The organism is Arthrobacter sp. Cr_A7 (genome assembly GCF_029222765.1).
Lineage (GTDB): Bacteria > Actinomycetota > Actinomycetes > Actinomycetales > Micrococcaceae > Arthrobacter.
Map to the genome: position 1 here is coordinate 1 of NZ_JARHXQ010000270.1, position 12,108 is coordinate 12,108.

Sequence of the window (12,108 nt, forward strand, 5' to 3'; positions counted from 1 at the left end):
GGGAGGACCGGCACCAGCAGACAGCAAAGGGCAGACCCATGGCCAAAGGCATCTACGTCAGCGCAACCACCCCCGGATCGGGCAAGTCCCTTGTGGCCCTGGGCCTGGCGGACACCCTGCACCGCCATGCGGACCGGATCGGCTTCTTCAAACCCGTGGTCCACGGCCCGGACGCGGATGACGATCCGATGGTCGCCCTGATGAAGTCCCGTTTCGCGCTGGAGGATGAGCGGTGCCGCGGCGGCCTCACCCATGAAGAGGTCAGGACCCTGCTGGCCGAGGGAAAACGGGCCGACATCGACGCCCGTTGCGTGGAGATCTTCGCCGAAATCTCCCGCCACTGCGACGTGGTGATCGTGGAGGGAACGGACCTCACCGGCCAGGACGCCGCCGTCGAATTCGACCTCAACGCCCGCCTGGCCAACAACCTGGCCGCCCCCGTGGTGGCTGTGGTGGGCGCCAAGGGGCGCACCGTCGCCGAGGCCGCGGCCGCCGTCGAGGTCGCCCGCAAGGAACTGTCCGCGGAGAAGTGCGCGCTGCTGGCCATCATGGTCAACCGCGCTGACCCGGACGACGTCGAGGCTATCGCCGCCGCCGTGAAGCCGGGCGCCTCCGGGCGGCCCGTGTATGTCCTGGCCGAGCTTGAGGAGATCGCCCGGCCCACTACGGGCGAGGTGGCAGCCGCCCTGGGCGTTCGCCAGATCGCCGGCCGCCCGGACATGGAGCGGGATGTGAAGGACATAAAAGTGGCGGCCATGAACGTGGGCAACTTCCTCAATGTGCTGGACGAGGGCGCCCTGGTGATCGTGCCGGGGGACCGCGCGGACGTGATGGTCGCGTGCCTGGCCTCGTCCTTCTCGCCTGAGTTCCCGGTGGCGTCCGCCCTCATCCTGACCGGCGGGCTGGCACCGGACGCCAACATCTACCCGCTCCTGGCGCAGGCGCCGTTCCCTGTGTTCGCGGCGCGGGAGGACACCTACACCACGGCCCGGCGCGTCTCGGAGGTCCGGAGCGAGATCTGGTCCGGGCACCGCCGGAAGGTTGCCTCGGCCCTAGGCCTCTGGTCCCGGCAGGTGGACGAGGCCGAGCTCATGGAGCGCCTGCACCTGCCCCGGGCCGAGCGGATGACGCCGCTGCGGTTCCTGCATGACCTCATCGAGCGGGCCCGCGCGCAGCGCCGGCACGTGGTGCTGCCCGAGGGGACCGACGTCCGGATCCTGCGCGCTGCCGAAATCCTGCACCGCCGCGACGTCTGTGACCTGACCGTCCTGGGACCCGAATCCGACGTCCGCGAGCTGGCCGCCGCCCGGGGCATCGACCTCACCGGCATCAACGTGGTGGATCCTGCCACCTCGGACCTGCGTCAGAAGTTCGCCGAACAGTACGCGGAGCTGCGGGCGCACAAGGGCGTGGACCTGCCCAAGGCGCTGGAGATTATGCAGGATGTCAGCTACTTCGGCACCATGATGGTCCAGCTGGGCGTAGTGGATGGCATGGTGTCCGGCGCCGCCCATACGACCGCGCACACCATTCGCCCGGCACTTGAGTTCGTGAAGACCCGCGAGGGCGTGAAGATCGTGTCCTCGGTGTTCCTGATGCTGATGCCGGACCGGGTGCTGGTGTACGGCGACTGCGCTGTAAACCCGGACCCCAACGTGGAGCAGCTGGCGGACATCGCGCTCGCCTCGGCCGAAACCGCCGCGCAGTTCGGCGTGGAGCCGCGGGTGGCAATGCTGTCCTACTCCACCGGCGGCTCGGGCTCCGGCGAAGCCGTGGACGAAGTGCGGCAGGCCACCGGACTGGTGCGGGAGCGCCGCCCCGACCTCGCCGTCGAAGGCCCCATCCAGTACGATGCCGCCGTGGACGCCTCGATCGCCGAGTCCAAGATGCCGGGCTCTTCAGTGGCGGGGCAGGCGACGGTGTTCATCTTCCCGGACCTGAACACCGGCAACAACACGTACAAGGCAGTGCAGCAAAGCTCCGGTGCAGTCGCCGTCGGGCCCGTCCTGCAGGGGCTCCGGAAGCCGGTCAACGACCTCTCCCGCGGCTGCACGGTGGAGGACATCGTCAACACGGTGGCCATCACCGCGATCCAGGCGCAGGTGCCGGCTTCCTAGGCGAAAAAACGCGGGGTCACTCCCGGCCCAATAACGGCGCCAGATTGGGCATTTAGTGACCCCGCGTTGCTTCTGAGTGGCCCGTCAGCTGTTGTCCGGCTTGGCCAGGCTTTCCTTGTCCTCCTGCTTGGCCGGCTCGTCGGACAGGCCCTGCGGCGTGAGGTCGAGATCCTCGGTGTTCTCGGGGGCCTGCGGGGCCTCTCCCGTTTCGGCGGCCTTGACGTTGCCGGTGTCGTCAAGGGCGGGGTTCGCGCCCTCCACTCCGGTGGGGTCCTTGCTTCCGGCGCCGGCGTTCAGCGGGGCGGTGCTGCTGGAGCCGGTGTTGGTGGGGTCGTTCTCGTCGATCGAAGTGGTCTCGTTCGTCATTGGAATGTCCTCTCGGGCGTGGTCCAGCCTGTCCGCCGACTCTAGGCACAGACGGTCCGCATCCGCAAGGAATTGGGCGCCGCGCCGCGGCACATATAGTGGGGTTTGAACCGCAGACGCAAGGCTCAGGAGGCCCCACATGCTCGTGCTCGTCATCAACTCCGGCTCGTCCTCGCTCAAGTACCAGGTGCGCGACGTTGCCGCCGGGACCGTCCTGACGGAGGGGCTGATCGAGAAGATCGGCATGGGCAACGGGGGCGACGGCGACGGCGAGATCGAGGGTCCGCGGGACCACGCAGCGGCGCTGGAGCAGGTGGACGCGGCCATCCACCGGGAGCTGGGCGACCTGGAGCTCGGCGCCGTGGGGCACCGCGTTGTGCACGGTGGGGAACGGTTCGCCGAGCCGGTGCTGATCGACAATGAAATCACCCGCGCCATCGAGCGGCTCAACCCGCTGGCGCCCCTGCACAACCCGGCCAATGTCCTGGGGATCCGCGCCATCACCAAGAAGTGGCCGGACATGCCGCAGGTGGCCGTCTTCGATACCGCCTTCCACCGCACCCTTCCGGAGCACGCCTGGCGCTACGCCGTCCCCGACGAGCTGTACACCAACCACGGCATCCGCCGTTACGGCTTCCACGGCACCTCGCACGAGTACGTCACACGGCGGGCCGCCGCCCTGCTGGATATCCCGGTGGAGGAGTTCGACGGCGTCATCGCCCACCTGGGCAACGGCGCCTCCGTGACGGCGATCCGGGGCGGCCAGTCGGTGGACACCTCCATGGGCTTCACGCCGCTCGAGGGCCTGGTGATGGGCACCCGCTCCGGTGACCTGGACCCCTCCATCCTGGTGTTCCTGGGCCGTGCCGGCTGGACCCCGGAGGACATCGACACCATGCTCAACCGGGAGTCCGGGCTGAAGGGCCTGGCCGGCAACAACGACATGCGCTCAGTGGTGGAAGCATCCGAGGACGGCAATACCAAGGCGGCCACCGCGCTCGCTGTCACCTCCTACCGGCTGGCCAAGTACATCGGCGGTTACCACGTGGCCGTCGGCGGGGCCAAGGCACTGGTGTTCACGGCGGGGATCGGCGAGAACTCGCACCAGTTCCGCGCGCTGGTGGCCGACAAGCTGGGGGCCCTGGGCATTGAGCTCGACGGCGGCTTGAACGCCGAGCGGTCCAAGGAACCGCGCGTGATTTCCACGCCGCAGTCAGCCATCCCTGTCCTGGTGGTGCCCACTGACGAGGAGCGCGCCATCGCGGAGGCGACGGCCGCCGTCGTCGGTTCCACCCAGTAGCCCGGGTGCGGTCAGTGCCTGACATCCGCCTGCCCATCCGTACCAAACGGCTGGTCCTGCGCCGCTTCGATGGCGGCGACCTGGACGCGTTCCATGCGTACCATTCGCTCCCGGAGACTGCCCGATTCCTGCCGGGACCCGCAAAGACGTACACGCAGTCGATGGAACGCGTGGGCCGGTACGCCAACTTCGTTTTCGAGAAGGAGGGGGACTGGGTGGCGCTGGCCATCGAGGCCGACGGCGAGCCCGGGCTCCAGGGCGAGGTGGTGCTCAAGTGGCTGCCCGGCCACCTGCAGGGCGAAGTGGGCTGGACGCTGGCGCCCGCGGCCCGCGGCAAGGGCTATGCCACCGAAGCCGCGGCGGCGATGCTCGAACTGGGCTTCGGCGAGCTCGGCCTGCACCGGATCGAGGCGCGCCTGGACGAGCTCAACACGGCGTCGGCGTCCCTGTGCTGCCGGCTGGGGATGCGGCTGGAGGCACGCCACGTTGATAAGTGGCACTACAAGGGCCAATGGGCCACGGAGCTGATCTACGCCATCCTCGCCGACGAGTGGCGCGTGGGCAGGGAACTGGACAGCCGGAACCCCTAGGCGCGCGGTGGTTGAGCCCGTCGAAACCCCCGGACCCCCGAACCCCTAGGCGCGCCCCTTGAGGATCAGGTTCCAGTACACCTGCGGGAACATGTCCCGGTCCACCACCCAGGACAGCCGGCTCTCGTTCCAGGTGGGCACCCGGGGGATGGTGGGCATCGGCCGGAAGCGGTCGTCGAACTCGGCGAACACCACCGTGTCGCGCGACACCGTAAACGGGCACACCGAGTAGCCATTGTACTTCTCGGGCAGCGGCTTGCCCTTCCGCGCCGCCACCAGGTTTTTAGCCAGCACCTTGGTCTGCTTGCGCAGGGCCCCGCCCGACTTGGAGTTGGTGGTCCCGGCGGCATCGCCAAGCGACCAGACGTTGGAGAACCGGAGGTGCCGCAGCGTCTGCCGGTCCACCTCCACAAAACCGCCCTTGTCGCTGGCGGCCGGCAGGTCCGTGGCCTTGAGCCAGTCCGGGGCCGACTGCGGCGGGACACTGTTGAGCACGTCGTAGTGCAGAACGTCCTCGGCGCCGGTTTCGGTGTTCCGGATGGTGGCGGCCTGGCCGGCGGCGTCCACGGAGACCAGTTCGCTGTTGGTCCACAGTTCGATCCCGTACTCGGCGATCTTGCGGTCCAGCTCCCGGTCCACTTCCGGCACGCCGAACACGGTGGGGTAGGGCTGGACCATCACCACGCGGATCTTGTCCAGGACCCCCTGTTCCTTCCAGTAGTCGCAGGCCAGGTACATGGGCTTCTGGCTGGCGCCGCCGCACTTGATGGGCCCGGCAGGCATGGTAAACACGGCGGTGCCGGACGTCAGTCCGCTGAGCAGCGTCCAGGCCTTCGGCGCCAGTTCGAACTCGTAGTGCGAGGCGCCGTGCGGGGAGTGCACGGCCTCGGCCAGCCCGGGCACGGCGTCCCAGTCGTACTGCAGCCCCGGGCACACCACCAGCTGCCCGTACGCCACCGAGCTTCCCGAGGCGAGGGTGACCGTGTTGGCATTCGCGTCGACGTCCACTGCCGCGTCGCGGATCCAGGTCACGCCTTTGGGGGTTACCGACTGCTGGGTCCGGACTGCTTCCTTGGCCTGCGCCCGGCCGCCTGCGATGTGGGAGAACAGCGGCTGGTAAAGGTGGTGGTCCTTGGGTTCGATCAGCGCCACGTCCTTGATGCCGTAGCGTTCCAGCCGGGCGGCGAGGGAGACGCCGGCATTCCCGCCGCCGATGATGAGGACCTCGTGCTGGGTAGCCATGCCGCTACTTCTTCTCTGTCAGGGCGGAGGCCTTGTGCGCGGCACGGGCGCCGGTCTTGGCGGATTCCACAACGTACTGCGGCTCATCCTCGCTGGCCCGGTGCGTGTGGCCGTCCAGTTCGAAGTCGCTGGTTTTCTTCTCGACGATTTTGCCGTGCGTCTTGCCCTGCGACGTGTTCCACTCCACGGATGTTCCCTTGCTCAATGACATTGGCTCTCCTAGCTGGGGTTGGCGGTGGGTTGGGGCTCCACGGCGGGGGCCGTGCCCCCAGTATCCGCCGTTGGCAGCGGCGTCTCAATGGGGGCGTACGACGGCGGCGGGTTGCCCGCGGCGGGCTGCGTTGCCGGTGCGGTGGGCGCCTGGGTGGGTGCGGGGGCGGGCGCCCCTCCGGCCGGTGCCTGGGAAGCGGGCCCCGTGGGCGCGCCGGCCGGGGCGTTGGTTCCGGTGGGTGCGGCTGTTCCCGTGGGAGCTGGCGTCCCCTTGGTCCTGGTGGCGCTGGGATCCGCCGTGATGATTGCAGTGATCTGCTCCTTGTACCCGGCGAGCCGGGCCTGGATTTCCGAGAGGGGAACGTTCTGGATGTTCCGGCCGTATTCAGCGATCTCGGCCCACAAGGCATTGAGCTGTTCAAAGCTGCCCGTGCCCAGCGGCCCGTCCAGGGTGAGGACCAGCTGGCTGGCCAGCGCATACGTGAGGCAGTCCAAGCAGTTGTAATTTGCCGCGGCCGACAGGTTTTCGGGGACGATGACATCCGCCTCGCCAACGATGAGCACCACCTGGAAACCCACCGCCACGGCGGCACACCCGCTGCAGCTGGCGAAGGCGTAGGCCTCGTTCCGGGCATCTACGGGTTCGCCGTCCTCGGCCCACACCAGCGCAAAAGCCACACTGTACGTCACCGAACCGTCGGTGGTGTTCACCGCCAGCGCCTGGTTCCCGTCCTCCTCCGGCGCGGCCGGCCGGTCGAACGGGAACACCCAGGACGGTGCCGCGGTGCCCGCAGCAGTTGCAGCGGACGCGGTGCCGGAGCCGCTCTTCTCCGCCGGCACCAGCACCATGCTCAGCTGGGGGTTCTCCCGGGTCGGCTTTGCGGCGCCTTCCGGCCAGAGTGCAACGGTTGTGCCGCTGCGGCCTTCACGCAGCACGGTGCTGCCCTGCGGAACGATTGACGAGGTGGCGTCAGCCAGCGTGCCGCGTTCGTAAGGCTGCACGGGACGGTACGTGCCGCCGTCGGGCCACCATGCCCAGCCGAGCCCGGCGAGCAGTGCCGCCACGGCGGCCATGGCGACGGTCCGCTGGAGGACCTTGCCCCGGGTCTTCTTCCAGAGGCCAGTGACCAGCTGCCGCAGCAGCCGGAACAGGATGTACAGCATCCCGAGCATGGGCAGCGCGACGGCGGCGATCGCCAGCGCGCGCACAGCAGCGCCGGCCAGGTCCCCGTCGGAGAGGCTGGCAGCGAGCATGTCCCGCTGCCTGCCTGCGCTGTCCCAGGCGGTGGCCAGCAGCCGCGGCAAGGCGAGCACCATCATGGCCAGGCTGAACAGCAGCAGCGGCACGGTGACCAGCACCCATACAGTCACCACGGCTCGGGCCCACGGCTTGAGCACCTTGTTTTCGGGCTTCCCCCAATGCCAGGGCAGCAGGCCCAGGAGGGTGGGCTTGATGCGCTGGAACAGGTCGGGCACTCCGGTGGTGTCCGCCAGGATGTGGTAACCGTCGAACCGCACCAGTGGGAGCAACTGCCGGACCATCTGCAGGATCTGGGTGACCACCACCAGCAGCAGGGCATCAAAGCCGGTGGCCCACCAGAGCCCCATGATGGCAACGGCCACAATGGCGTTGAAGTACAGGCCGCCGAGGTCCGTGCGGAGGCGGCCGCCCCTGCCCAGCCGGTACGAGTCAGTGACGTCTGTGAAAAAGGCGGGCCACACGAGGTACAGGCCCGCACCCATGGCGCCGGGCGTTGCGCCGCCCTTTCGTGCGGCCGCGGCATGGCCGAACTCGTGGAAGCCGGCAGAGAGGATGGTGATGGCAAAAATCAGCAGCAGCAGCGCCGGATTGGCGAACGCCTCATGCGTGGCGGAGCCCAGGCCCTTCACCATCAGCACCCACCAGCAGGCAGCCAGGAATGCGGCAGTAACGGCCACCACGATCAGCGGGTTGAACAGCACTGCGAAGGGGGCCGTGATTTTCCTGGTGCGTTCGGGGTCCGTCACGGTGTACCGGAACCGCATACCGAGGAGCGGGTCTGCTTTCTTCACCTCGGGCTGGGAGCCGCCGGCCAGGCGGAGGAGTCCCATCGGCAGCAGTTGCGAGTCCATCAGTGCGCGCACGTTCTCCGCGCTGACCAGCCGCCCCGAACCCTGCGTGGCGTGCTGCGCGATCTCCTCCACGGTCCGGTTTCCGTCGGCACCCTCCAGCACCAGATAAAGCAGCCGGGTGAGCTGCAGGGTCTGGCCGTCGGCCCGGCGGACCAGCGAGGGAGCTTCCCGGTAACCGGATCCCCCGGACTGGCCCAGCAAGTGGACGCCGTCGGCGCGCACCGGGACCTGCAGCGGGCGCTCGGCAAGGGAGGCATGGGACGACGGCGGGCCGGCCTCGGGGCGCGGCCCGCCGGTGGCGTGGCTCATCCGTGCTTACTGTTCGAGGTTGGACTGCTGGTCGGCAGAGGCGTTGGCCTGGCCCTCGATGTGCTGCGAAATGATGGCGTCCTGCTCGGCCACGGCGTAGGCCTGGCTGTCGATGGAGCCGATGTTCGCTGCCACGGCGGCGTCGATCGGGGCGGCCACGTTGGCATTTGCTGCCACGGCGCCGTTGATCGGGGCGGCGATGTCCGCGTCGGCGGCCAGGTCCACGTTGACGTTGAGCAGGTCCCCGTCCAGGGCGGCCGCCGGGTCCACCGGCAGCGCACCGACGTCGGGCAGGCTCTCTTCGGGAAGGACGCCGTCCGGAAGCGTGCCATCGGGAAGGGTGCCGTCAGGAAGGAGGCTCCCGCCGTCGGCCGTTCCTGCTGTGGTGCCCGGCTCAGTGGTTCCGGTGTCTGCCGCGGTATCGCCGTCGTCGACCGTGTCATTAGCCTGGTCGATGGTGCTGTCCTGGGTGGATTCGGCGTTCGCGTCAGCCACGATGCCCTGCTCGATGACCACGCCCTGGTCCGCCAGGGCCTGGGCCTCCGAGCCAAAGGAAAGAATGTTCGCCGAGGCGGCCGCGTCGATCGGGGCAGCTACGTTGGCGTTGGCGGCAACCGCCAAATCGATGGGTGCCGCGGCATCAATCCCCAAGTCCAGGTCCGCATTCAGGTCGAGGACGGACGCGACTTCCTTGTCCGGCAAAGCTGTGGCCTGCTCCGACATCAGTTCGTCGTCCGTCAGGGGACGCATTTCATGGTCCATGCTGATGCAACCTCCGGGTCCGGCACGGGTTGGTCTGCCCCCAGCGGGCAGCCCGGCACCAGCCAATAGTAAGCATGATTAGCATTTTTGGGTATCGGGAGGGGTGGCTAAGGGATGACTGTTACCGCACGTCAACGCCGTGCGGGACGCCGCACCGTATCCCGCACGGTCCTCCGGGGGAGGTGCCGCGAGCGCTTTAAGGGGAGCATTGACACTGCCTGCGCCCGGGTCCATGCTGGCGCTGTGCCTGCCTCCACGCCGGCCGATCCGCGCCGGCGTCAGGCACTGTTTGAGGAGAATCCCATGCCTGTAGTAGAGGAATCCGTCCTCATCGCCCGGCCGCCCCAGGAAGTCTTCGATTTCCTGGCGAAGTTTGAGAACACGGCCGTCTTTGACTCTTCCGTCACGTCTTCCGAGCAGGTGAGCGACGGTCCCGTCGGGTTGGGGTCCAGGGGCCGGGGTACCAGCAAAGTCATGGGACGGACCTTTGACTGGACCACCGAGATCGTTGAGTTCGACCGGCCCCGGCGGCTGGTATCACGATCCGTCGAGGGAAAGCTGGACTTCACCGTTTCCTTGACCATGGAACCGTCCGACGGCGGCACCCGCCTCACGCAGCGGATCGAAGCCGCGTCCGGCCTTGGCGGCATCTTTGGAAAGCTGGCCGATCCGCTGGTGGAGCGGGCACAGGGCCGGACGGTGCGGGCCAACCTCGAGACCCTGGCCGAGCTTCTGGAGGAGCACCCGGACGCCTGACCTGCGCGTCCGGGCCGCAACCCCTGGTTTCGGGTCTCTTACTTCAGGCCGGTGCCTACTTCAGGCCGGTGCCTACTTCAGGCCCGCGCCAGGCAGCAGCTCGGTGGCGCCCAGCGAGTCGGCGATGAAGGCGTAGTCCCATGCCCGTTCGCGCCACTGCACGTACCGGCCGGAGGCGCCGCCGTGGCCGCCGTCCATCTCGATCTTCATGAGGATGGGCTCGGAACCGGTGGTCCTGTTCCGCAGCTCCTGGACCCATTTGGCCGGCTCCACGTACAGCACCCGGGTGTCGTTGAAGGACGTGACCGCGGCGATCTTGGGGTAGGCCACCTCCCGCACGTTCTCATAAGGGGAGTAGGACTTCATGTAGGCGTAGGCCTGGGGGTCCGTGATCGGGTTGCCCCACTCCTCCCACTCCAGTGCGGACAGCGGCAGGTCCGGGTCAAGGATGCTGGTGAGCGGGTCCACGAAGGGCACCTGCGCCACGATTGCGGCGTACTTTTCCGGGGCCATGTTCGCCACCGCACCCATCAAAAGCCCGCCCGCGGAGCCGCCAAGGGCTGCGATCCGGGCCGGATCCACCCAGCCAGAGTTTGCCAGCCAGTCGGTGGCGTCCACGAAATCCGTGAAGGTGTTCTTCTTGGTGAGCTTCTTGCCGTCCTCGTACCAGTGCCGGCCCAGCTCGCCGCCGCCGCGGATGTGTGCGATCACGAACACCACGCCGCGGTCCAGCAGGGACAGCCGGGCGATGCCGAAGCCGGGGTCCATGCTCAGCTCGTAGGAGCCGTACCCGTAGACCAGGCCGGCCGCCGACGAGTCTTGTTGTACGGCCTTGTGGCGCAGTACCGACAGCGGGATGCGGGTGCCGTCCCCGGCCACCGCCCATTCGCGGGTGGCAACATAGTCGCTGCCGTCGTAGCCGCCCAGGACCGGGCTCTCCTTGCGCAGCAGCAGCTCGCCGGCGGGCCGCTCCGCGGTGGGCAGCACGAAGTCATACACCCGGGACGGCGTGAAGTAGGAGGTGTAGCCCAGCCGGATGACGGGCGCTTCGTAGTCGGAACCGCCCACGCCGGCGGTGTACAGCTCCTCGTCAAATGCCGGTTCCACTGGTGCCTGCTGGGCCGACGTGCCCAGCCCGGCCAGCCCCATGACCTGGACCCGCTCGATGGTGTCCTTGCGGATGGAGACGATGAGGTGCGTGGAGGTGACGCCAGCGCCGTTGACGCGGACGTCGTCGGAATGCTCGACGACGGTCTGCCACTGCTGCTCGGACAGCGGCTTCTGCAGCTCCGCCGGGTCCGTCAGGGAGACCATGGAGTTAATGGCGCCGCGGTTGTGCGTGAGGAGGATGCGCTCTGTTGTTTGGCCGTCCGGGCCGTCGAGCAGGAACGGCTCGGCCTCGTAGAGGACCCGTTCGTTGCGGGAGATGACGGTGGTGACAGTGCCCGTGGGATCGTCGAACCGGAGCAGGCGGGTCTCGCTGTATTCGGAGCAGCCGATGCCCAGCACCAGGTACCGGCGGTCGGCGGAAAGTTCGAAGCCCAGCCACATGGCGGCGTCGTCCTCCTGGTAGACCACCACGTCCTCGGTGACGGGCGTGCCCAAAACGTGGGCCTTCACCTGGTACGGCCGCCAGGAATCATCAACCACCGTGTAGAAGATGCGTGTGCCGTCGGGCGAGAAGGAGACGCCGTAGAACACGTTCTCGATGACATCCGGCAGCAGTTCGCCCGTGCGGAGGTCCTTGATCCGGAGCGTGAAACGCTCGTCCCCCGAGTTGTCCACGGCGTAGGCGTACAGGTTGCCGTCCACGGTCACGGCCGTGCCGCCCAATGAGAAGAACGGCTTGCCTTCCGCTTCCACGTTCCCGTCCAGGAGGACTTCCTCGCCCGGGATCTCCACGCCGGGCTCGACGGCGGGCGGGGTCCAATCGGCGATTTTGTCGTCGGTGTCGGCGGCCCTGACCCGGCACTGGATCCCGTATTCCTTGCCTTCGACGGACCGGCTGAAGTACCACCAGCCGTCCTTGCGGTGCGGCACGGAAAGATCGGTTTCCTGGGTGCGGCCCTTGATCTCCTGGAAGATGGCCTCGCGGAGCGGCTCCTGGTGCGCGGTGACGGCTTCCTGGTAGGCGTTCTCAGCCTTCAGGTGCTCCACTACCTCGGCCGATTCCTTGTCCCGCAGCCACTCGTAGTTGTCCACGAAGGTGTCCCCGTGGTGCGTCCGTTCGAGGGGAACTCTCTTGGCCACCGGCGGCGTGGCCGTGGCGGACGAGGGGGTGCTGGCGGAATCCTGCAGCGGAGTCTGGGTCATTCCTTCAATATAGCCACCAGCCCGGACAATG

10 protein-coding genes are annotated in these 12,108 nt (G+C 68.1%); 4 read left to right on the top strand and 6 right to left on the bottom strand.

From position 1 onward, the window contains the following. Positions 1-38 precede the first annotated feature (38 nt). On the top strand, positions 39-2,117 hold the full coding sequence (pta, locus tag P2Q66_RS15780; RefSeq protein WP_275729639.1) for a phosphate acetyltransferase: 2,079 nt from the start codon (positions 39-41) through the stop codon (positions 2,115-2,117). Between the two features lie 84 nt (positions 2,118-2,201). On the opposite strand, the gene P2Q66_RS15785 is transcribed toward pta, so the two are convergent. Continuing rightward, positions 2,202-2,483, bottom strand: a complete 282-nt coding sequence (locus tag P2Q66_RS15785) for a hypothetical protein (protein ID WP_275729627.1) — start codon at positions 2,481-2,483, stop codon at positions 2,202-2,204. A 139-nt stretch (positions 2,484-2,622) separates the two neighbouring features. On the opposite strand from P2Q66_RS15785, the gene P2Q66_RS15790 reads away from it, so the two are divergent. Together P2Q66_RS15790 and P2Q66_RS15795 are read left to right on the top strand one after the other, a co-directional pair. Continuing rightward, positions 2,623-3,783: an acetate kinase gene (locus tag P2Q66_RS15790; RefSeq protein ID WP_275729628.1), complete on the top strand. Its 1,161-nt coding sequence runs from the start codon at positions 2,623-2,625 to the stop codon at positions 3,781-3,783. A 14-nt stretch (positions 3,784-3,797) separates the two neighbouring features. Continuing rightward, positions 3,798-4,373, top strand: a complete 576-nt coding sequence (locus P2Q66_RS15795) for a GNAT family protein (protein ID WP_275729629.1) — start codon at positions 3,798-3,800, stop codon at positions 4,371-4,373. 45 nt (positions 4,374-4,418) lie between these two features. On the opposite strand, the gene P2Q66_RS15800 is transcribed toward P2Q66_RS15795, so the two are convergent. From P2Q66_RS15800 to P2Q66_RS15815, 4 genes are read right to left on the bottom strand one after another with little or no spacing between them, the layout of a single operon-like run. Then, the gene (locus P2Q66_RS15800) at positions 4,419-5,615 is read right to left on the bottom strand and encodes an FAD/NAD(P)-binding oxidoreductase (protein ID WP_275729630.1); all 1,197 of its coding nucleotides are present in this window, start codon (positions 5,613-5,615) and stop codon (positions 4,419-4,421) included. Positions 5,616-5,619: 4 nt separating this feature from the next. Next, a complete protein-coding gene (locus P2Q66_RS15805) occupies positions 5,620-5,826 on the bottom strand; it encodes a DUF2945 domain-containing protein (protein ID WP_275729631.1) in 207 nt (68 codons plus the stop codon). Between the two features lie 8 nt (positions 5,827-5,834). After that, entirely contained in the window at positions 5,835-8,246 is a 2,412-nt protein-coding gene (locus tag P2Q66_RS15810; RefSeq protein WP_275729632.1) for a hypothetical protein, read from the bottom strand. A gap of 6 nt (positions 8,247-8,252) precedes the next feature. After that, positions 8,253-8,996, bottom strand: coding sequence for a peptidoglycan-binding protein (locus P2Q66_RS15815; protein ID WP_275729633.1), 744 nt, complete (start codon positions 8,994-8,996; stop codon positions 8,253-8,255). A 315-nt stretch (positions 8,997-9,311) separates the two neighbouring features. Between P2Q66_RS15815 and P2Q66_RS15820 the strand changes: the two genes are divergently transcribed. Further along, entirely contained in the window at positions 9,312-9,764 is a 453-nt protein-coding gene (locus tag P2Q66_RS15820; protein WP_275729635.1) for an SRPBCC family protein, read from the top strand. A 72-nt stretch (positions 9,765-9,836) separates the two neighbouring features. Here the strand turns inward: P2Q66_RS15820 and P2Q66_RS15825 are convergent, their stop codons facing one another. Continuing rightward, positions 9,837-12,077 (bottom strand): S9 family peptidase, encoded by a 2,241-nt coding sequence (locus P2Q66_RS15825; protein ID WP_275729637.1) that lies wholly within the window; start codon positions 12,075-12,077, stop codon positions 9,837-9,839. Positions 12,078-12,108: the final 31 nt, after the last annotated feature.

Excerpts from the sequence above, each read along its gene's own strand:
- P2Q66_RS15785 (WP_275729627.1), bottom strand. The coding sequence starts at position 2,483 with ATGACGAACGAGACCACTTCGATCGACGAGAACGACCCCACCAACACC.
- P2Q66_RS15805 (WP_275729631.1), bottom strand. The coding sequence starts at position 5,826 with ATGTCATTGAGCAAGGGAACATCCGTGGAGTGGAACACGTCGCAGGGC.
- pta (WP_275729639.1), top strand. The coding sequence starts at position 39 with ATGGCCAAAGGCATCTACGTCAGCGCAACCACCCCCGGATCGGGCAAG.
- P2Q66_RS15790 (WP_275729628.1), top strand. The coding sequence starts at position 2,623 with ATGCTCGTGCTCGTCATCAACTCCGGCTCGTCCTCGCTCAAGTACCAG.
- P2Q66_RS15815 (WP_275729633.1), bottom strand. The coding sequence starts at position 8,996 with ATGCGTCCCCTGACGGACGACGAACTGATGTCGGAGCAGGCCACAGCT.
- P2Q66_RS15800 (WP_275729630.1), bottom strand. The coding sequence starts at position 5,615 with ATGGCTACCCAGCACGAGGTCCTCATCATCGGCGGCGGGAATGCCGGC.
- P2Q66_RS15825 (WP_275729637.1), bottom strand. The coding sequence starts at position 12,077 with ATGACCCAGACTCCGCTGCAGGATTCCGCCAGCACCCCCTCGTCCGCC.
- P2Q66_RS15820 (WP_275729635.1), top strand. The coding sequence starts at position 9,312 with ATGCCTGTAGTAGAGGAATCCGTCCTCATCGCCCGGCCGCCCCAGGAA.
- P2Q66_RS15810 (WP_275729632.1), bottom strand. The coding sequence starts at position 8,246 with ATGAGCCACGCCACCGGCGGGCCGCGCCCCGAGGCCGGCCCGCCGTCG.